This is a genomic window from Streptomyces sp. NPDC102462 (assembly GCF_044765425.1).
Lineage (GTDB): Bacteria > Actinomycetota > Actinomycetes > Streptomycetales > Streptomycetaceae > Streptomyces.
Genome location: NZ_JBIWKB010000044.1, coordinates 12,442 through 32,203, shown reverse-complemented (window position 1 = coordinate 32,203; position 19,762 = coordinate 12,442). Strand labels below are relative to the sequence as shown.

The window sequence follows — 19,762 nt, the reverse complement described above, 5'->3', positions numbered from 1 at the left end:
GAAGGTCAGCACACCGCGCCGTCGATGAAGGCCGCGCGGATGCCGGCGGCGTCGGAGCGCAGCAGGCCCAGTGACTCGGCCGTCCTGCCGTCGGCGGCGAAGTCCCGTCCGCAGAGGGTGCTGCTCACCGCGATGAAGGAGTCGGTCAAGGGCAGGGAGAGCCCGAGCTGTTCGGCCAGCGAGCGCCAGATGACCAGTCCGAACGGGATGTCCTCAGTGAAGTAGCGGTGGGTGACCGAGTCCGGTTCGGGGAAGGCCTGCCGGCCGTAGCCCTGCACGATCCGTTCGACGAAAGTGCCCTCAGTGACACCGTAGGCGGTGGTGAGGAAGTCCCAGAAGCTGGTCGCCTCGACTCCGAGGGCGTGCGCCAGGCTGAGGCGTTCCTTGTCGAGTGCGTCGATGACCTCGGCGATGCGGGGCGTGACCAGGGAGTGCAACGGGTGTCGGTCGGCGTCCTCGACCGTTTTGAAGTTCAGCACCGCCGGCGGGACGTGATAGATGGGGTTGCAGTTGGAGAGCCCGACGGCCAGCGTGTCCCCGCCCGCCGCGTACCGCTGTCCGAAATAGGCCCGCAGGATCTCCAGGGCCCGCGGGGTGTCCGTGTGGGGGACGGCGGCCAGCGGTACCGAGTGCTTGATCGCCCCGATGTAGACATGCGCGGGCTTGCGCAGGCGGCATGTGTACAGACTGGTCGGTGTTTCCGCGATGAGGCAGCGGGTGCGCCCGGCGAGCGAGAACATGCGGGCGAGTTCGACACCGCTGCCCAGCACCCCCGGCTGGAACAGGACGAGTTGGGAGGGTTCCAGGACGGCCGCGAGTTCCTGCGAGATATAGGCGTGTGCGAAGGCCGGCGCGGCGACGACGACGACCTGTGCGCCGTCGACGGCTTCCTTCAGGTCGGTGGTCAGCACGGACGGCCTGCCGTGACCCTCCACCTCGCCGACGAGATCGATGCCGCCGTCATTGGCCCTGATCGGTTCGAGATCGTGGCCCCACCTGTCGAAGAGCCGCACGTCGTGGCCCTGGAGCGACATATGGCCGGCGATGGCCTGACCGACGTTCCCCGCACCGATGATGGCGATGCTACCCATGCGAGACGTTCTCTCTTTCTGTTGCGATCCGGACGTGGCCCCGGCTCGGCCGAGGTGTGAAGTCCCGCAGGGGCTGTGTGGTCGTGAGATTCGCCCCGCGGTCATCAGGCGCCGGCTGCTCGGCAACTTGCCGCCGGCAGCGGGCCCGACGGGTCTACCTGATGGGCACGCCTGGTCCGAGCGGGATGCCGAGCGTGTACCAGAGGGCGAAGAAGGACGCCCATGAGACGAGCACGGTGAATCCGACGGGAACCGTGAAGGACAGCAGCGTTCCGATGCCGGCGCCCTTGCGGAACTGCTGGACGAATCCCAGGGCCAGGACGAAGTACGCGTTCATCGGGGTGGTGTTGGTGACCGAGTCTCCGATCGCGAAGGCGACCATGGCGGCCTGGGGCGCGAGCCCGATGTACATCGCCAGCGGGACCACCACGGGGGCGAGGATGGACCACATGGCCGAGCCGCTGCTGATGATGATGTTGAGGCCGCTGATGGCCACGACGATCACCAGCAGGATGACCACGTGCGGCGCATCCAGGGACTTGAGGAGATCGGCGCCCTCGAAGGTGATCACGGATCCGATGCCGGTCCATGTGAAGTAGGCGAGGAACTGCGCGACCGCGAAGAACAGCACGATCACGGGGGCGATGGAGCGGATACCGTCCGCCATGACGGCCGGGACGGACGACAGGGTGGGGATCGTGCCCACCTGCCTGCCGTACACGATCCCGAGGATCGCGAACAGCAGCGCGATGAACACGGCGATGTTCACGACCACCACGGACTGGACGATGCTGCCGCCCTCTCCGCGGAAGGGGGAGCCCGGCCACAGCAGTGCCGCCACCCCCACGGCGTAGACCACGAGCACCGCGGCGGACAGCTTCATGGCGCGCTTCTCGGTGGCGGTCAGCGCGATGGCGTTCGGGGCGTCACCGAGCCCGGGGGTGTCGGCGTGCCGGGCGTTGAAGACCGTGTCGGCGACCGCCTCGTCCTCGGGTGTCGAGGCGAACTCGGGCCGTTTCGCCAGGAACAGATCGACGGTGAGGGCGATGACGGCGGCAAGGAAGACCGAGGATGCGGCGGTGAAGAAGTATGTGGCGACCGGGGTGATGACGTAGTGGGGATCGACGGTGTGTGCGGCCGCGGTCGCGAGGGAGGAACGTATGGCGTCGGCCGGCGTCACGAGCGGGCTGGCGTTGAAACCGATCGCCGTCGCCGCGTACGCGACCATCAGGCCCAGCAGAGGACTGCGGCCCACGCTGCGATAGGCGAGGGCGCCGAGCGGAATCATCACGATGTAGGCCGAATCGCTCATGACGTGCGCGGTCATGGCACTCAAGGCGATGGAGAAGGTCAGCCAGCGCTTGGGCAGCCGGCCGATCGTGACGCGCAGGAGAGCGGTGAGCAGTCCGCTCTTCTCGGTGACACTGACGCCGAGCAGGACCACCACGACGACCGCCAGGGGCGGGAAGCCGGCGAAGTTGTCCAGCGCGGACTGCGCCGCGAACTTGGCTCCAGCGGCGGAGAACAGGTTCTGCACCGCGACGGAGTCACCCGTCGAGGGCAGCGTGACGGACACATGGGCACCGGCCAGCACGGCACTCGTCACGCCGAGGAGGGCCGCCAGAATACAGAACAGCCAGAACGGATGGGGGAGCTTGTTTCCCGCTCGTTCGATGGCGCTGAGCGCCCGGAACAGCCGTTTCATGGAGGGGTCGGCGACCGGTCTGCTGCTCGCGGTTTGCGTCATCTCAGAGGCCTTTCGGGTCGGTTGCGCTGGAGCCGCTTCAGGGACAACAGGGGATGCATCTGTCCGATGCGTGGTGTTCCGTCCGTCCACGTGCGAGTCCGTACTGAAGGGCCGGTTCGGCGCGTGACGGATCCCGAAGGCGATCGGGCTGGAGAACTGCTGGGTGACACCGCGTTCGGAGAACCCGGGCAGGGTTGGGCAGCGGCCGGGAGCGGGCCGGACGGCGTACTGGTGGGAGAAGCCGCTCGGTGAGTGCGCCGATGTTGCCCCTGACGGGGGCGACGGCACGCTTGAGCAGTCGGTCGCGATGGACCGAGGCCGTGCCTGGCACGCTGCGGAGAGCTGCTTCGTAGCGCGCCGACCGGGCCGGGCGCGCCATGATCTTGGGTCGCGGACCCGTCCGGTACAGGAAGGCCAGGGGCCCGTGCCGGACAGACCGCGTGGGTGGTGAAGGACGTGACCCGGCTCGGGCGAGCGCTGTGCCGTGCTGCCGCGGTGAGCCGGCCGCCGGTCAGATTGTCCGACGGAGCCCGTCGGACCTAGCCCCTGTCGTCAAACCCCCCGCCTGCCTCGCCCTCCGGGCGAACGACGGGAGTTTGACGGCAGGACCTAGGAGCCCGGTCGGGGATCGATGGTTTGCTCAAGGAAGAACTCGACGAGGTCGGGGCGGGTGATGTCCCACCTCGCTTCGGCGAGCTTGCCGTCGGCCAGCCAGGTCAGCCGGCGCAGCCGGATCACCGCCTGGCCCTCGGGCACGCGCAGCCGCGCCGCGGTCGCGGCGTCGAGCGCGATGGGATCGATGTAGATGCGGGATTTGACCGCTGGGATGCCCGTGCGGGCGAAGTAGTCATGTGTCGTCAGGTGGCCGAGATCCTCCTCCTGCAATCGGGGTGCGAGGGCGAACGGGATGACGGACAGTTCGACGGCGATCACGTTGTCGTCGACGTCGTACTTCAGCCGTCGCAGTTGATGCACGGGTGTGTCGCCGTCCACGCCCGGCAGATCCAGACCGGCCTCGCCGGCCTGGACCACCTGTGCGGACTCCACGGCATGCCGCCCGGGGATCTTCGGCCCCGGGAGGGACGTGTTGACGAAGCGCAGCAGATTCTCCTGCCGTGCTCCGTCGGTGACGAAGGTGCCCCGCCGGCGGTGGCGCTCCACCAGCCCGGCCTGCGCCAGCTCGGTCAGCACCCGCTGCGCGGTCGCGCGGCCGATCGAGTACAGCTGCTGAAGCTCGGCCTCAGTGGGAAGCCGACTGCCGGGAGGAAGTGCGCCGGAGCGGATCTGCTGCTCGAACTCGTTGCGGATCCGCAGGTACGCCGGGAATGCCATGGCCAAAAATGTAGAGGCGGCCAAATGACCGGTCAATACCCGATTTTTACAGTCAATTAAGCCGTGAGGCATCTGGTCTTACGGCTGAGGCTTGCCGGCTGCTCTTCTTGGCAGCCACTTGCTGTACCCGCCCGGCAGAGCAGCACGTGACGCCCACTCCTCATGGGTTTGTAACGCGTGTTACTTTCAGCGGGTGAGTGGCGGACCGGTGATGCAATGGGTGGTGCTGATCGTGCGGCTGCCGGTGCGGCCGTCGCGGCATCGGGTCGCGGTGTGGCGGGAGCTGCGCAAGGTCGGTGCGCTGTCGCTCGGCCAGGGCGTGTGGGCGGTCCCGGACGTGCCGGCCTTCGCCGACGGCGTGCGGCGCGCGCTGGAGTTGGCCGAGCGTGCCCGGGGCGAGAGCGTGGTGCTGCGGGCCGCCGGCCGGGGACCCGAGGACGCCGCCCGGTTCGAGGCGATGTTCACCGCCGCCCGCGAGGAGGACTGGGCGGAGTTCACCGCCGACTGCGGCAAGTACACCGCGGAGCTGGACAAGGAGATCGGCAAGGGCAAGTTCACCCTGGCCGAGCTGGAAGAGGAGGAGCAGTCGCTGGAGCGGCTGCGGCGCTGGCACCGGGACCTGAAGGCCCGGGACGTGTTCGGGGCCCGGAGCGTCCAGCAGGCCGACCGGCAACTCACCGAGTGCGCACGGCGGTTCGAGGACTACAGCGAGCGGGTCTTCGCCCACCTGCACGCCTTCTCCAGCGCCGACGCAGAGGGCAAGCCGTGAGCGGGCGGACGGCCGCCGCGATACCCGCCGCGGGGCGGCGGCGGATGTGGCCGTTGTACGCGGCCGGGTTCACCACCGCCTTCGGCGCGCACGGCATCGCGGCCAACCTCGGTGCGGGCGATGCCGACCTGGTCCGGTCGGTGCTGTATCTGGGGGTGCTGCTGGCCCTGTACGACGGCGCGGAGGTCGTCCTCAAGCCGGTGTTCGGCACGCTCGCCGACCGCGTCGGCGCCCGTCCGGTCCTGGGGGGCGGTCTGATCGCGTTCGCCGCCGCCTCGGCCGTGTTCGTCGCCGTACGGGACCCGGCCTGGCTGTGGGCCGCCCGGCTCGGGCAGGGAGCGGCGGCCTCGGCGTTCTCCCCGGCCGCCTCCGCGCTGGTCGCCCGCCTGAACCCGCGGGCCAAGCGCGGGCGGGCGTTCGGCTCCTACGGCTTCTGCAAGAGCATCGGCTACACCGCGGGGCCGCTGCTCGGCGGGGTGCTGGTGTGGGCGGGCGGGCTGACGCTGCTGTTCGCCGTGCTGATGGTGCTGGCCGCGGCGGTCGCACTGTGGGCGGCCCTGGCGGTCCCGGCCGTGCCGCCGCTGCCCAGGACGCGGCAGACCCTCGCCGGCCTGGTGCGCCGCCTGGCGGACGGGTCGTTCGTGCGGCCGGTGGCCGCACTGGCCGCCGCCACCGCCGCACTGTCCGTCGGCGTCGGGTTCCTGCCCCTGTCCGGGAGGGCCGACGGTCTGCCGCCGGTGGCCACCGGCGCGGCCGTGTCGCTGCTGGCCGCGTGCGCGGCGCTCATCCAGCCGTGGGCCGGGCGCGCCCTGGACACGGAGCGGCTGACCACCCGCTCCGGCCTTGTCGCGGGGCTGGCACTGACCGGGTGCGGCCTGGCCGCCGCCGTCCTGCCCGGTGTCGCCGGTCTGCTGGTGGCGGCGGTCCTGATCGGTGCGGGGACCGGGCTGATCACACCGCTCGGCTTCGCGGCCCTGGCCGCGTCGACACCGCCGGAGCGGATGGGACAGACCATGGGCGCGGCCGAACTCGGCCGCGAACTCGGCGACGCCGGAGGCCCGCTCCTCGTCGCGTCGATCGCCTCGACCGTCACCCTCGGCTGGGGATATGCCGCACTCGCCCTGGTGACCGTACTCCTGATCCTCGCCGTGCGAGGACGCCCCACACCCCGCTGACCCGCGGCCCCCGCCCGCCGGCGGGAACCCGCCAACCAACGCGCCGCCCACGCTCCCGCCGGGCTTCGGTGCCGCTGGTCTCCCGCTGACCCGGGGCGCAAAGCCTGGAGCGGGCTTGTGTCAGTCGTGGGCTCCTGGGGCCTGCGCTGTGACGCCGCCGGTGTCGGCTGCCGCCCTGCTCCATTGGGCCAGCAGGCGCAGGGAGGTCTCGGAGGGGCTGCCGGGTTCGGTGCCGTAGACGAAGAGGATCTGGTCCGGGTCGTCTGCGGGGGTGAGGGCCTGGTAGGTGACGGTGAGGTCGCCGACGAGCGGGTGGTGGTAGTCCTTGGTGCCGGTCGTGCGCCGGTGGACCTTGTTGTCCGACCAGAAGCGGCGGAACTCCTCGCTGTGTATGGACAGGTCACCGACCAGGGCGCCCAGGGTCGGGTCGTCCGGGTGGCGGCCCGCGTCGAGGCGGAGCATGGCGGCGGTGTCCGCGGCGACGCGGGTCCAGTCCCGGTACAGCTCGCGCGCGTGCGGGTCGAGGAAGACGAAGCGTGCCTGGTTCCGCTCGGCCGCGGTTAGCGTCCGGAAGTCGGTGATCAGCCGCCCGGCCAGCTGGTTGTGGGCCAGCACGTCGAGGCGCCGCCCGAGGACGAAGCCGGGGCGGCAGGCCTGCTGGAGGGCGTCCAGCAGGTCCCAGGTGGCGGGGTGGACCCGCTGGGGGCGGGGGCGGCGGCGCCGGACGGGCCGGGGCCGGGCGAGGGTGTGCAGGTGGCTGCGCTCGGCGTCGTCCAGGTGCAGGGCGGTGGCGAGTGCGTCGAGGACTTCCGCGGAGGCGCTGCGGCTGCGGCCCTGTTCGAGGCGCGTGTAGTAGTCCACGCTCACACCGGCCAGCCGGGCCAGTTCCTCCCGGCGCAGGCCCGACACCCGGCGCCGGCCCAGGCCGGGGTCGTCGAGGCCGGCTTCCCGCGGGGTGAGGCGCGAGCGGGCGGCGCGGAGGAATTCCGCCATCGGTGCGCTGGTGGGGTGCTCACGGTCCATCCATCCAGGGTCGCGCAGTCGCCGGGGATTCGACGCCGGGAGGGTGGCCCACTTTGTCCCCCGATCAGACGGGCCCTTCTGCGGCCTCTTGTGCCTGCTCAGAGCTGGTTCAGTGGATGCAGGGCCGCGCCGCCGGCAGTGGCGGCCGGGACACCTTCTGAGCACACAATGTGGAGGCATCTCATGTCGACGTGGTTCATCACCGGCGCATCCCGCGGGCTGGGTCTGGACATCGCGCGGGCCGCGCTCCGGGGCGGCGACACGGTCGTGGCCGCCGCCCGGAACCCGCAGAAGCTGCCGGACGACCTGCGGCACTCCGACCGAGTCCTCGGCGTCGCACTCGACGTCACCCGCAGTGAGCAGATCACGGCTGCCGTCGAGACGGCCGTGCAGCACTTCGGCGGCATCGACGTCCTCGTCAACAACGCGGGCCGTGGCCTGCTCGGGGCGCTGGAGGAGATCACCGACTCCGAGGCACGCTCCCTGTTCGACCTCAACGTCTTCGGGCTGATCAACATGACCCGCGCCGTGCTGCCCGTGATGCGAGCAGCCGGAGCGGGGAAGATCGTGCACATCGGCTCCCGCTCCGGATTCGAGGGGGAGCCCGGAGTGAGCCTGTACAGCGCCTCGAAGTTCGCGGTGGCCGGCATCGGCGAGGCGCTGGCGGTCGAGCTGGAGCCGTTCGGGATCCAGAGCATGGTCGTGGAGCCGGGCGTCTTCCGCACCGACTTCCTCGACGCCAGTTCCCTGTCGACCGCGGCCCAGCGCATCCCCGCCTACGACGGCACACCCGCCCACGCGACCCTCGACTGGGTCGACACCGCCAACCACACCCAGCTCGGTGACCCCGTCAAGGGCGCCGCCCTGATCTACGAGGTCACCAGCGGGGACAAGCTCCCCGGGCATCTGGCCCTGGGCCGCGACGCGATCGAACGCCAACTGGTCAAGATCCGCAGCCTTCAGGACGACCTCGCGGCCTGGCAGGACAAGTCCGCCGCCACGGCCTGCGACGACACCGCCTGATCACCCCGACCGATCCCTGAGAAACAGGACGTATCCATGACATCCCTGCTCACTGGACGGCCACTCGACGGCCGCGTGGCCGTCGGGTGAGCGCCGGCGACGCAATGCTGGACGTTGCCGCAGCTGAGCAGGTTGCCGTCGTCGACCATGCGGGCGCCTCTACCGGGACGGCCTTCGTTCCGGCGAGGTCCTGGCCCCGCTCGTGTGTGACCAGCGGCCGGCCGTCCGCCAGTCCGGCGTGCGCGAGGAGGATGCAACGGGAAACCGGTCAGCCCAGCATCCGGCGCAGCGCGTGAGCGCTTGCGGTGACGGCCTTGTTGAACCGGGGGCCGAGACGGACGAACGGCAGGAAGCCGTGCGGCAGGTCCGCTTCGCGGACGGCTGTGACCGGGACACCCGCGGAGCGAAGTCTGTCGGCGTAGGACTCGCCTTCGTCACGCAGCGGATCGAATCCCGCCGTGACGAGGTGCGCCGGTGGCGTGTCCGGGGCGACCTCACCGTAGAGGACCGACACATCCGGATCCCTACGGTCCACTCCAGGGGGAAGGTAGTGGTCGTAGAACCAGCGGATGTCGTCGTCGGTCGGCAGGAATCCCTTGCCGTATGGGTCCCGGGACGGGTGACGAGTGGCCAGGTCCGTGGCGGGATACAGCAACCACTGCCCGGCCGGGACGGGGCCGTGCTTCCGCCCGGCGGCACGACGGGCGGTCACCGCGGCGAGCGTGGCCCCCGCGCTGTCCCCACCGACCACGATCCTGTCCGGGGCGATGCCGAATTCCTCAGCCCGCGCAACGGTGTCGTCGAATGCTGCCAGCGCATCGTCCACCGCGGCGGGGAACGGGTCCTCGGGCGCGAGCCGGTAGTCCACCGACAGCACTCGGTGGCCCGAGTGTTCGGCGAGAAAGCGTCCCACGTGGTCGTAGCCGGCGCGGCTGCCGATCACCCAGCCACCGCCGTGGAAGAACACCAGCGCACCTGACGTTCCAGGGCAGGACGCGGGTACGTACAGGGTTGCTTCCAGGGCGTTCTGTCCGCCCGTCAGGGAGACCTCGGACACCGTCACCGCCCGCGTCGGCCGCCGGCCGGCACGGAGCATCGGTGCGTTGCGCTCCAGCGCCGTCCGGGACAGCTCCGGTGAGTCCTCGACCACCAGAGCCGACTCCTTGCCGGCGAGGGAGCGGATCAGCAAGCGGGCGTCGACGGCCAGCGCTTCACCCTCCACGATGGCGGGAGGCAGGGGCGGGTGCGGTGCCGGCCGGCTCGTCCAGGCAGCCGCCGTACTCCTTCGCCAGTCGCAGCACCACCTGCAGGGTGGGCTTGCTCCGACCGGTCTTGATCCGCGTCCGTGGAGGCCACGGCGTGCGGCGGCCCGGGTAGCGGTCGGCTCGGCCACCCGCAGGGGCAGGTCGGTGTCCGGGCCGGCCGTCGGCTGCGTTCGCCGGGGCGGGTCTGAGGCGCTACTCCGTCGAGTTCGCGGCGGATGCGGTCGCGTGGTTGGCGACGTCCCACAGGGCCGTGCCGAGCTCCTGGCTGTGCAGCTGGACAGAACCCTTGGCGCGGCGGGTGTGGACGAAGTAGGCGCCTGCGAGGGCCTGTTGGCGGGTGGCCAGTTCGGCCAGCCGTTCGGCGCCTTGGCGAGGGGTGCCGATGAACGGGCGGGCTGCGGTCTTCAGGAGGCTGCCGGTGCGGCCCATGTGCCGGCCGAAGTCCGAGGCGACGAGGCCGGGGTGGAAGTCGCCGGCGTCCACGCCCGGGTTGCGGCGGTGGAACTCGCGCAGCAGCACTCCGGCGGCGAGCTTGGCGCGGGCGTAGGTGCGGTGGCCCGACACACGCGGCTCTCCCGCGAGGGCGGCGGCGAGGTTGTGCGGGGAAAGGACGGCGTTGTTGTGGGACCGGGAGTTGGTCAGAAGGACGCGTCCGGTACCGAGCTTCGCGGCCAGCTGTGTCATCAGCAGCCACGGCGCCAGGGCGTTGGCCTGGAAGGTGGCGTCGATCCCGTCGTCGGTGAGGCCCGGGGGCATGACGTCTCCGGCGTTGAGTGCCAGTACGTCGATGTTCGGCACGGCGTGGGCCAACTGCGCGGCAAGACCGAGCGTCTGGGACAGGCTGGTGAAGTCGGCCGTGTAGGTGGGCGCGTGCAGTTCCTCACCGATGGCCCTTGTACGTTTCTCGTCGCGGCCCACGAGGTGCAGTGTGGCACCTCGGGCGCCAAGGAGGCGGGCGGCCTCGGCGCCCAGACCCGAGCTGGCCCCCGTCAGCACGATGGTCTTGCCCGTGAGGTTCATGGGAGCGTCATCCTTTCGGCGCACCGCTGCCCGAGAGGCGGTCGGCGGCGGGGCTGGGGGACTCGACGGCGTCCAGCAGGCACTGGGCCAGGTCGGCGCGGCTGATCGCCAGGGGTGAGGGGGTTTTGATGCCGGGGTGGGCGGACCAGGCGGACGAGGCGGGCCGGTCGGTCAGCGAGCCGAAGTAGGCGATGGTGAAGTCGAGCCCCGAGGCGGCGAGGATCGCCTCCGCGGTGTCGAAGTCCTGGTAGTCGCGGCGGATGAGCAGCCGGGTCAGCGTCTTGAGCGGCCACGCGGTGTGCTCTCGTGAGGCGCCGCTTCCCCAGGCCAGTGGCATGGCGATTCGCCGTACCTGATGCAGATGCATGGCGGCCATCAGATGCGCGGTGGCCCGGGCCATCACCGCTGAGCCGGTACGTGCCTTGAGCCAGAGCGGATTGCCCAGCGCGCTGACCATCGCGTCCTGCCCGTCGACGGCGCGGCGGACAGCGGCCAGGTCATCGCCCACGGCACCCTCCACGATGCGCAGCCCCGGCGTCTTCGCCTGCCCCGCACTCCGTCGTACGAGCGCGGTCACCTGGTGCCCATGCTCCAGGGAGTGGGTGACCACCTGCCTGCCCAGGCCGCCGTTGGCGCCGACCACGAGGAGCTTCATCTCCGTCATCTCACTTCATCCGGATCACCTGGCATCTGCGGTGATCGTCCTGGGGCGGTTTCGGTCTCCATCGGGGGTGCGGGGGGCACTGCAAGGTCCACTCCGCTCACGTTTCAGCTGGCCTGAAACTCGGGGCGCAGTCCTGCGTCGCGCCTGCTGGGACTGGAGCCTGCCTGGAACTCCAGTTAAAGTCAAACTGAAACCTTTCGAGGAGGAACGAGGAGCCGTGACCGCCCAGCCCCCGCCCACCAGCACCGCCTTCCTGCTCGCCGCCCTGGGACGGCGAACACGCCAGGACGTCGAGCGGGCACTCAAGCCGACCGGCTACACGCTGCGCCACCTCTCGGCCCTCGGTCACCTCTTGCGGGAGCCGGGCATGTCCTACAGCGAACTGGGCCGCAGGGCGGGGATCACCGCACAGAGCGCCCAAGCCACCGTCCGGCAACTGGAGGAGCGCGGTGCCGTCGAGCGCCGTACCGACCCCGGACGAGGCCGCACCGCGGAACTCCACGTCACGGCAACCGGCCAGGAGCTCCTGCGAGCGGGGCGCGCTGCCTACGCCGAAGTGGACGCCGCCCTGGAACGCGTGCTCGGGGAACAACGACGCCAGGACCTCACCGGACTTCTCCTGTCGGCGTTGTCCGCAGCCTCTTCGGGGACGGACTGAGCTCGGGCGATCACCCCCGTTCCGCCCGTCCGGTTGGGATGAGCGGCCTCGCCGACGCCGCTATCGGCCCGGGGTCACAAGACCTGATTCGTACGCCACCACGACCGCCTGCGCCCTGCTGGCCAGGTCCAGTTTGGTCATCGTGCGGTTGAGGTGGGTCTTGACGGTCGCCTCACTGATGTAGAGGCGGTCGGCGATCTCCAGGTTGGACAGGCCACGTGCGATCAGTTTCAGGACCTCCACTTCCCGGGAGGTCAGCGCCTCCAGGCCGACGGGCTGTTCGCCTGCGGACTGACGCGCGTACGCCTCGACCAGGCGGCGAGTGACGCTGGGCGCGAAGAGCGCATCGCCACCGCGGACCGCGGCGACCGCGGCGAGCAGCCGTTCCGGGCCGGAGTCCTTGAGGAGAAACCCGCACGCTCCTGCGCGCAGCGCGCCGTACACGTACTCGTCGAGGTCGAAGGTGGTCAGCACGAGGATCCTGGGCGCGGGGTCGGCGGCCTGGGCGAGGATGCGTTCGGTGGCGTCGATGCCGTTCATGCCGGGCATCCGGATGTCCATGAGGATCACCTCGGGGGCCGTTTCGGCGGCGAGCGCCACGGCCTCCGCGCCGTCGCTCGCCTCGCCGACCACCTCGATGCCCGGTGCGGCATGCAGCAGCCCGACCAGTCCGGCTCGGATGAGGAACTGGTCGTCGACGACGAGCACGGTGGTCATGTGGTCGCGTCGTCCCCCTGCGCCGCGGCCCGCGCGGAGGTCGGCAAGGTCAGCCGTACGGCGAAGCCGCCCTGGTCCCGCGGGCCAATGCTGATCTGCCCGCCGTAAAGCCTGGCCCGTTCGCGCATGCCAATCAAGCCGTGCCCCCCGCCGGTTCGTACTCTGTCCGGAATCACCCCCTCGCCATCGTCCGTGACCGAAACGGTCACCTGATGCGGCTCATACCTCAGCCGTACTTCCGCACACGATCCGGGTGCGTGTTTGAGCACGTTGGTGAGCGCCTCCTGCACCACTCGGTAGGCGCACAGTTCGACGCCGGGAGCGAGCGGGCGCGGGGTACCCTCCACGGTGAGGGTGACCGGAACGCCGCCGGTGCGGATGCGTTCGGCCATCTCGTCGAGACGGGCCAGGTCCGGCATCGGTGCGGCCGGGGCGCCGTCGTCGGCGGCACGCAGCACCATGAGCATGCGGCGCAGTTCTTCGAGGGCTTCCTTGCCGGTGGCGTCGATGGTCTCCAGCGCGGTGCGCGCGGTGTTGTGGTCGGTGTCGAAGACGAAGCGGGCGAGACCGGTCTGCACCGAGATCACGGACATGTGGTGGGCGACCACGTCGTGCAGTTCGCGGGCGATCCTGCCGCGCTCCGCGGCGACCTCGCGCCGGGCGCGCTCGGCCTGTTCACGGCGTAGCTGCCGGGTCAGTTCGGCTGAGCGGCGGGCGACGACGCCGAATCGCCACAGCACCGCCGGGTAGACGATCGCCTGACCGACGACGGACGGCCAGCCGTCGGTGTGGTTCACCGCGCCCGCGTAGATCCAGACCCCGCCCATCAGGCCCGCACACGGCACAGAGATGCGCACAGGGCGCAGGGAGGCGACCGTGTAGACGGCGAGCATGGGGCCGAAGCTGCACACCACGGGCCAGTAACCGGCGGTGATGTACACCAGCCAGCCGGCGTGCACGAGGCAGCAGACCACGACGGGAGCCCGGCCGCGCGGCACAAGCGGCAGGTGGACCAGGACCACCAGCGCATACGCGGTCGCATCGAGCGGGTTCTGCCCCTGGCGCGCGGCCTCCGGCCCCAGCAGCATGGCCACACCGGCCAGCGCCGCGGCGATCAGCGTGTCGACGGCGAGAGGGCGGATCCGCACCGTGGCAGCGTAACGCCGGCCCCGGTGGGCGGACGTCCAACTTCCGCGGTACCGCGGAAGTTGTAGGAGCGGGACGGCTACTGCACCGGTCTGCAAGGGAGTTCAACCCCCTGTGGGACGCGGGTCACACAGCGCGGACCGTACGTTCTGGGATCACGACGGTGCCGGACGACCACCGGCACCACGCTCGGAAAGGGGGAACGTATGAACAGGTCGTCGGAACCCTCGTGGTCTGCATCGCGGCGGCTTCCTCGGCGCACAGAGGAGGGCAAACAGACGAAGCTGCACATCGCTCGCTGGGGAACCGGTGCCGTGGCCCTGGTGTCCGCCCTGCTCTTTGCCGGCACCACGGCCGCAGTGGCCGGTCCCGGATCCGCTGCCGGCACGGCGTCCTCGGCCGGTCAACTTGCGGCGCCCTCCTGTCAGGCGGGGCGAACCTGCCTGTGGCCCCACGCGAACTTCCGCGGATCGGCGTACTTCTTCAAGGACGACTACGCCGACTTCAGGCGGTTGAGCCGACCCGCAGGGTGCACTCACGCGGGGTTCAACGACTGTGCGAGTTCGGCCTACAACGACGGTCGCCAGTGCACCGTGTACCTGTGGACGAGCATCAACTACCGCGGGAGTTACCACAGTCTGTCCCGGGGGGACTACATCGTGGACTTCGGGTCGCGTTCCGGACCACCGGCCGGGTACGGGGACCCGTCGTTCAATGACTCGGTGAGCTCGCTGCACTGGTGCACGCCGAGGTAGGCCGACGGTGAGAAGCGCACGTGGGGGCCGGTGTCTGACACTGATCCTGGCCCTGGGTCTGGCCGGTTGCGTCTCCGCGCAGCCGGCCCGGCACCCGGATGGCACCGCACCGGCCTCGCCCCGCGTATCGGTCACCGACCTGGCGACCCGGTCGGGCGCCTGGCCGGCCTCCCAGCACCTCCTTGAAACGGCGGTCAGCCGACTGGTGCGGCGGTGCCTTGACGCGCATGGATTCGATGTCCCTGACGGGGATCCGCCGCCCCTGCCCGCACCGGAGGACGAGGCCGCAGCGATCGACCTGCCGGGCCGTCGGGATCACGGATACGGTCTGGGAGCAGACCGGGACGGCTCGCCGCCGCGGCAGGCGCAGGAGCGGTACTACGAGCGACTGCCCTCGCGGGAGCAACAACGTTACGACATAGCCCTGTTCGGCCAGAAAGCGGACCGGGTCACCCTGGGCGTCGGTGGGCGGCAGACCGTGGGCATGCCGGGAAAGGGGTGCGAAGCGGACGGGCGTCGGGCCGTGGCCGGCAGTCTTGCCCTGTGGGCGCGCATCGTCTACATCCCGGACCAGTACGACAACCGTCTGGCCGAGCAGGTGGCACAGGCGCCCACTTATCGTGCGGCGCTTGCCGCTTGGCGGAGGTGCATGGCCAGCCGCGGTTACCGGTACGACACGCCCTCGGCCGCGCAGAGCGCGCTGCAGGAGCAGTATCAGCGCAACGGCGCCACAGCAGCCGTCCGCCGACAGGAAAAAGCTGTGGCCGTCGCCGACGGCGAATGCGCTGCCCAGGTCCATCTGCCGTCAACCGCCCTGGCCGCGCGGCGGACTTCAGTGGCCTCACTTTCCACAGCCGACCACAGATCCCTGGAGGATCTGGCGTCTCACCGTGCTGCGGCGGTGCGTCGAGCCGCTGCAGTGCTGGCTGAACTCTCCAGTGGTCCCGCGCCGAGACCCCACCCTCAGTGAGAAGGGGCGGCCCTGGCGGTCCCGGCCGTGCCGCCGTTGCCCAGGCCGCGGCGGGCAGAGAGGCTGGTCGGCGCCGTCGGAACCGCGGACCGAAGCCGACGCCGACATGGCACCCTGCCGGGCCGGAGCCGGAGCCGACGCCGCAGCCGCAGCGGATCGTCGTGCGGAGCATCATCCATGGCTCCGCTCGACGACCCGGCGCCTTCTGGCTCACTGGGCGAGGAAACCCCCGTCGACGGGCAGTGCGATGCCGGTCACGAAGCCGGCGTCGTCCGATGCGAGGAAGGCGACGCCGGCCGCGATCTCCTCCGGCTTGGCGAGACGGCCCATCGGGATCGGCGCGGCCAGCTTGGCCTTCTCGGCCTCGGGGTCGGCCGCGTCGCTGATCAGCGCGTTGAGCAGGGGAGTGTCGCAGTCGGACGGACACAGGGCGTTGACACGGATGCCCTTGGTCGCGTACTGGATCGCCATGTGGCGGGTCAGGTTGAGCACGGCTCCCTTCGACGCGTCGTAGGCGCATTCGTCCGGCAGGGCGGTGAACCCGAACACCGAGGCGATGTTGACGATCGAGCCGCCGCCGGAGTTCAGGATCGCGGGAACACCGTGCTTGCCCGTCAGGAACTGGCTCTTGACGTTGATCGCCATGACACGGTCCCAGTCGTCCTCCGAGCACGCGACGACGTCGCCTTCGGCGGCGAGGATGCCGGCGGCGTTGACGATCACGTTGAGGCCGCCGAAGGCCTCGACGGTGCGTGCGACGGCGGCGGACACCTGCTCGTTGGACGCGACGTCGCACTCGACCGCGACGGCCTGCCCGCCGGCGGCTTCGATGGTCTTGGCGGTCTCTTCGGCGGCAGGGAGGCGGATGTCCACGACGGCGATCTTGGCGCCCTCGTCGGCCAGACGCAGCGCGCAGGCCTGGCCGATGCCGGAGCCGCCGCCGGTGACGAAGGCCACTTTTCCATTCAGTCCACGCATGATGTCTCCTTGTCGGTAACGGGGTGTCCGGGCTCCTGAGGGGGAGCCGCGGCCTTGGGTGGGTGCTGCCGGAGCGTGTCCGGTGAGCGGTTGCAGGTGCCGGAGGCGGCTGTCAGTACTTGATCCAGGTCGTCTTGAGTGCCGTGTACTTGTCGAGGGAGTGCAGCGACAGGTCCCTTCCGAAGCCGGACTGCTTGAACCCGCCGAAGGGGGTGACGGGGTTGAGCGCGTCGACGGTGTTCAGCGAGACGGTGCCGACCCTGAGCCGGTCGGACATGCGGTGTGCGCGGGAGAGGTCCTGTGTCCAGACCGAGGCGGCGAGACCGTAGACGGTGTCGTTCGCCATGCGCAGTGCCTCGTCCTCCTCGGTGAAGCGCTGGACGGCGAGCACCGGGCCGAAGATCTCCTCGACGGCCAGGGCCGAGTCGGCGGGGACGCGGTCGAAGACGGTGGGCTCGATGAAGCTGCCGCGGCCGTCGACCTGGACGAGGTTGCCGCCGTGCAGCAGGCGGGCCACGTTCCGGCCGGCGTCGATGTGGGCCTTGACCCGGTCGGCGTGCTTGCGGTCGACCATCGCTCCCATGGTGGCGTCGGGGTCGAGGGGGTCACCGGGCTTGATGTCGGCGGCGCGCTCGATGATGCGGGTCAGCAGGTCGTCGGCGATGGTGTCCTGCACGAGGAGCCGGGAGTTGGCGGAGCAGACCTCGCCCTGGTTGGCGAAGATGCCGAAGCAGGCCATTTCGGCGACCTCGTCGAGGTCGCGGGCGTCGGTGAAGACGATGTTGGGGCTCTTGCCGCCGCACTCCAGCCAGACCTGCTTGAGGTTGGACTGCCCGGCGTAGCCGAGGAGCAGTTTGCCGACCTCGCCGGAGCCGGTGAACGCGACGCAGTCGATGTCCGGGTGGAGTCCGATCGCCTTGCCGGCTTCCTCGCCGAAGCCGGGGACGACGTTGAGGACGCCTGCCGGGATGCCCGCCGCTATGGCCAGCTCGCCGAGCCTGAGGGCGGACAGCGGCGACTGCTCGGCGGGTTTGAGAACCACACTGTTTCCCGCCGCGAGCGCGGGGGCGAGCTTCCACGCGGCCATTTCCAGGGGGAAGTTCCAGGGCACGATCGCTCCGACGACGCCCAGCGGCTCACGCCGGACCAGGGCCAGGTTTCCGGGGCCGGTCGGCGCCACCTCGTCGTACAGCTTGTCGATGGCTTCGGCGTACCAGGCGAAGACGGCCGCGGTCCCCGGCACGTCGATCGTGGCGGCGTCGGCCACCAGCTTGCCCATGTCCAGGGACTCGGTGAGGGCCAGCTCTTCCAGGTTGTCGCGGATGAGGTCGGCGAGGCGCAGCAGGGCGGCCTTGCGGTCCTGGGGGTCGGCGCGCGACCAGTCCCCGCGTTCGAAGACGTCGCGGGCCGAGCGGACGGCGTCGTCGACGTCGGGCGCCTCGCACCGGGCCACCTGCGCGATGGTGGTGTCGGTGGCCGGATTGACCGTGGAGAAGGTGCGGCCGGAGAGGGCCGGGCGGCGGGCACCGTCGATGAAGGCGTTGCCGTCGGGGGCGAAGCCCGCCGCGAGCTTGGTCCACTGCTGGTAGGTGTTCGCAGCCGTCATGCCTGGGCCTCCGGTGAAGCGGTTCGCGTGGTCACGCCCTGAACCGGACGGAGGCGGACATGCGGCTCTCCGTACGGCGGGGAACGGGGCGATGAATAGACAGAATCAGCAGGTGAGCCACCTGTAAAGCAGATATTTTAGAACAGCGTCATCGCTTTTGATGATGTGCTCGATGGGGTGTAGTGCTGGCCCGCCCCGTCCGGCTGCGTCAACCCGCTGCGTCTCATGGCCGGCCATATGCGAAGAACAGGGGAACTGGATCGCAAACATCTATTGGACAGGGGACATCCGTGGGCCCAACGTTATGGCAGTTTCGAGCCATACCTTGAGCGGAGGGCCGTCCCATGACGCAGGTTGAGGTGCCTCAACGCCTTGAAGACAAAACGATCCAGCCCATACCGCCGTCCGAGCGGCACGGCAGCGCCCGTGACCTGTTCACCATCTGGTTCGGTTCCAACATCATGGTGCTCACTGTCGTCACCGGAGCGCTGGGCACCGCTGTCTTCCAGCTGCCGTTCTGGCTGACCGTCGTCGCCATCCTCGTCGGCAACCTTCTGGGCGCCGTGCTGATGGCCCTGCATTCCGCGCAAGGCCCCCAGCTCGGTGTGCCGCAGATGGTGCAGTCACGCGGCCAGTTCGGAAGCTACGGGGCGCTGCTGGTCACCGTGCTCGTGGTGCTGATGTACATAGGGTTCTTCGCATCGAACCTGGTCCTGGCCGGCCAGTCGCTCGTCGCCGCGGGACTTCCGGTCGGAACGAGCACAGGCATCGTCGTCGTCGGTGTGGTCGCGGTGATCGCGGTGATCTTCGGGTACGACCTGATCCACACCTACACTCGCATCCTGACCTACCTCTCCGGGGCCGCCCTGCTCCTCGCCTTCGTCTGGATCATCGGCGTGCACGGCCTCCCGGAGGGCTTCGCCTCCCACGGCTCGGTCTGCATCGCCGGTTTCATGGGCACGGTCACCGCGTCCGCGCTGTGGCAGGTCGCCTACGCTCCGTACGTGTCGGACTACTCGCGCTACATGCCCGCGGACACCGGCGCCCGCCCCGCCTTCTGGTCCAGCTACGCCGGCTGCTCGCTGGGCTCCATCTTCCCGATGATCCTGGGAGCCATCGTCGGCGTGGCCGTCGGCGAGGACGTCGTCGCGGGACTCGACCAGCTCACCGGACCCGTCGGGCCCGCCATCATCCTGATCTTCTCGCTCGGTATCGCCGCCACCAACTCCATGAACCTCTACTGCGGCGTGCTGTCCACCCTCACCGTCGGGCAGACCTTCGCACCGGCCTGGTCCCCGGGAAGAGTCGTACGGGCCGTCACCGCCGTCGCCCTGTTCCTCCTGGCGCTGATCGCGGCGCTGGCGGGCCAGAACAACTTCATGGCGAACTGGCTCAACTTCATCACCCTGCTGATGACCGTGCTCGTGCCGTGGACCGCCATCAACCTCGTCGACTACTACCTGCTGCGCCACGGTGACTACGACGTCGAGTCGTTCTTCCGCGCCGACGGCGGCATCTACGGGCGCGTCAACGTACCCGCGGTCTGCTGTTACCTCATCGGCGCCGTCATCCAGCTGCCCTTCGTCTCCACGACCATGTACACGGGGCCCGCGGCGACCGCGATGGGCGGCGTGGACCTGTCCTGGATCGTCGGGCTGGCGGTCATCAGCCCCCTGTACTACTTCTGGGCCAAGGCCGCGCTGCGGCGTTCCGCTTCCGTCGTCGTGCCCTCGCCGGAGAGCACCGATGCGGCGCTGATCTGACCCGGCAACAGCCAGGCGTCTGTGTTGTCGTGCCCCGGCGGCACAGACGCCCGCGGCAAC

Annotated in this window: 18 protein-coding genes and 1 pseudogene; 7 read left to right on the top strand and 12 right to left on the bottom strand. The window is 70.1% G+C overall.

What is annotated here, in order from left to right:
- Positions 1–5 precede the first annotated feature (5 nt).
- The 3 genes from ACIRFL_RS30700 to ACIRFL_RS30690 all read right to left on the bottom strand — a co-directional run bounded on the left by ACIRFL_RS30700 (position 6) and on the right by ACIRFL_RS30690 (position 4,170).
- Positions 6–1,091 (bottom strand): NAD/NADP octopine/nopaline dehydrogenase family protein, encoded by a 1,086-nt coding sequence (locus ACIRFL_RS30700; RefSeq protein ID WP_404034724.1) that lies wholly within the window; start codon positions 1,089–1,091, stop codon positions 6–8.
- A 154-nt stretch (positions 1,092–1,245) separates the two neighbouring features.
- Positions 1,246–2,838 (bottom strand): AbgT family transporter, encoded by a 1,593-nt coding sequence (locus ACIRFL_RS30695; protein WP_404034722.1) that lies wholly within the window; start codon positions 2,836–2,838, stop codon positions 1,246–1,248.
- A 609-nt stretch (positions 2,839–3,447) separates the two neighbouring features.
- The gene (locus ACIRFL_RS30690) at positions 3,448–4,170 is read right to left on the bottom strand and encodes a GntR family transcriptional regulator (RefSeq protein ID WP_404034720.1); all 723 of its coding nucleotides are present in this window, start codon (positions 4,168–4,170) and stop codon (positions 3,448–3,450) included.
- A 193-nt stretch (positions 4,171–4,363) separates the two neighbouring features.
- Between ACIRFL_RS30690 and ACIRFL_RS30685 the strand changes: the two genes are divergently transcribed.
- Both ACIRFL_RS30685 and ACIRFL_RS30680 read left to right on the top strand, forming a co-directional pair.
- The gene (locus ACIRFL_RS30685; RefSeq protein ID WP_404034718.1) at positions 4,364–4,939 is read left to right on the top strand and encodes a Chromate resistance protein ChrB; all 576 of its coding nucleotides are present in this window, start codon (positions 4,364–4,366) and stop codon (positions 4,937–4,939) included.
- A gap of 44 nt (positions 4,940–4,983) precedes the next feature.
- A complete protein-coding gene (locus ACIRFL_RS30680; RefSeq protein ID WP_404034808.1) occupies positions 4,984–6,114 on the top strand; it encodes an MFS transporter in 1,131 nt (376 codons plus the stop codon).
- 120 nt (positions 6,115–6,234) lie between these two features.
- Here the strand turns inward: ACIRFL_RS30680 and ACIRFL_RS30675 are convergent, their stop codons facing one another.
- A complete protein-coding gene (locus tag ACIRFL_RS30675) occupies positions 6,235–7,137 on the bottom strand; it encodes a helix-turn-helix transcriptional regulator (protein ID WP_404034716.1) in 903 nt (300 codons plus the stop codon).
- Between the two features lie 183 nt (positions 7,138–7,320).
- Between ACIRFL_RS30675 and ACIRFL_RS30670 the strand changes: the two genes are divergently transcribed.
- Positions 7,321–8,160 (top strand): SDR family NAD(P)-dependent oxidoreductase, encoded by an 840-nt coding sequence (locus tag ACIRFL_RS30670; RefSeq protein WP_404034714.1) that lies wholly within the window; start codon positions 7,321–7,323, stop codon positions 8,158–8,160.
- A gap of 268 nt (positions 8,161–8,428) precedes the next feature.
- Here the strand turns inward: ACIRFL_RS30670 and ACIRFL_RS30665 are convergent, their stop codons facing one another.
- The 4 genes and pseudogenes from ACIRFL_RS30665 to ACIRFL_RS30650 all read right to left on the bottom strand — a co-directional run bounded on the left by ACIRFL_RS30665 (position 8,429) and on the right by ACIRFL_RS30650 (position 11,109).
- Entirely contained in the window at positions 8,429–9,382 is a 954-nt protein-coding gene (locus ACIRFL_RS30665) for an alpha/beta hydrolase (protein WP_404034712.1), read from the bottom strand.
- Positions 9,381–9,503: pseudogene (locus tag ACIRFL_RS30660) on the bottom strand (transcriptional regulator); the annotation flags it as partial. The pseudogene ACIRFL_RS30660 and the gene ACIRFL_RS30665, both read right to left, overlap by 2 nt.
- Before the next feature lie 114 nt (positions 9,504–9,617).
- Entirely contained in the window at positions 9,618–10,445 is an 828-nt protein-coding gene (locus ACIRFL_RS30655) for an SDR family NAD(P)-dependent oxidoreductase (RefSeq protein WP_404034710.1), read from the bottom strand.
- 7 nt (positions 10,446–10,452) lie between these two features.
- Positions 10,453–11,109, bottom strand: a complete 657-nt coding sequence (locus ACIRFL_RS30650; RefSeq protein WP_404034708.1) for an NAD(P)-dependent oxidoreductase — start codon at positions 11,107–11,109, stop codon at positions 10,453–10,455.
- 217 nt (positions 11,110–11,326) lie between these two features.
- Between ACIRFL_RS30650 and ACIRFL_RS30645 the strand changes: the two genes are divergently transcribed.
- On the top strand, positions 11,327–11,767 hold the full coding sequence (locus tag ACIRFL_RS30645) for a MarR family winged helix-turn-helix transcriptional regulator (RefSeq protein WP_404034706.1): 441 nt from the start codon (positions 11,327–11,329) through the stop codon (positions 11,765–11,767).
- Between the two features lie 60 nt (positions 11,768–11,827).
- Here the strand turns inward: ACIRFL_RS30645 and ACIRFL_RS30640 are convergent, their stop codons facing one another.
- Both ACIRFL_RS30640 and ACIRFL_RS30635 read right to left on the bottom strand, forming a co-directional pair.
- Positions 11,828–12,484 carry a response regulator gene (locus ACIRFL_RS30640; RefSeq protein ID WP_404034704.1) on the bottom strand — a complete coding sequence of 219 codons (657 nt, stop codon included), beginning with the start codon at positions 12,482–12,484 and terminating at the stop codon, positions 11,828–11,830.
- Positions 12,481–13,632 carry a sensor histidine kinase gene (locus tag ACIRFL_RS30635; RefSeq protein ID WP_404034702.1) on the bottom strand — a complete coding sequence of 384 codons (1,152 nt, stop codon included), beginning with the start codon at positions 13,630–13,632 and terminating at the stop codon, positions 12,481–12,483. Before ACIRFL_RS30635 ends, ACIRFL_RS30640 begins: the two co-directional genes overlap by 4 nt.
- 204 nt (positions 13,633–13,836) lie before the next feature.
- Here ACIRFL_RS30635 and ACIRFL_RS30630 point away from each other — a divergent pair, with 204 nt between their 5' ends.
- Positions 13,837–14,385 carry a peptidase inhibitor family I36 protein gene (locus ACIRFL_RS30630; protein ID WP_404034700.1) on the top strand — a complete coding sequence of 183 codons (549 nt, stop codon included), beginning with the start codon at positions 13,837–13,839 and terminating at the stop codon, positions 14,383–14,385.
- A 7-nt stretch (positions 14,386–14,392) separates the two neighbouring features.
- On the top strand, positions 14,393–15,355 hold the full coding sequence (locus tag ACIRFL_RS30625; RefSeq protein WP_404034698.1) for a hypothetical protein: 963 nt from the start codon (positions 14,393–14,395) through the stop codon (positions 15,353–15,355).
- 210 nt (positions 15,356–15,565) lie between these two features.
- Here the strand turns inward: ACIRFL_RS30625 and ACIRFL_RS30620 are convergent, their stop codons facing one another.
- Together ACIRFL_RS30620 and ACIRFL_RS30615 are read right to left on the bottom strand one after the other, a co-directional pair.
- On the bottom strand, positions 15,566–16,333 hold the full coding sequence (locus tag ACIRFL_RS30620) for an SDR family NAD(P)-dependent oxidoreductase (RefSeq protein ID WP_404034696.1): 768 nt from the start codon (positions 16,331–16,333) through the stop codon (positions 15,566–15,568).
- A 112-nt stretch (positions 16,334–16,445) separates the two neighbouring features.
- Positions 16,446–17,939: an aldehyde dehydrogenase gene (locus ACIRFL_RS30615; RefSeq protein ID WP_404034694.1), complete on the bottom strand. Its 1,494-nt coding sequence runs from the start codon at positions 17,937–17,939 to the stop codon at positions 16,446–16,448.
- Positions 17,940–18,283: 344 nt separating this feature from the next.
- On the opposite strand from ACIRFL_RS30615, the gene ACIRFL_RS30610 reads away from it, so the two are divergent.
- Positions 18,284–19,702 (top strand): purine-cytosine permease family protein, encoded by a 1,419-nt coding sequence (locus tag ACIRFL_RS30610; RefSeq protein ID WP_404034692.1) that lies wholly within the window; start codon positions 18,284–18,286, stop codon positions 19,700–19,702.
- Positions 19,703–19,762: the final 60 nt, after the last annotated feature.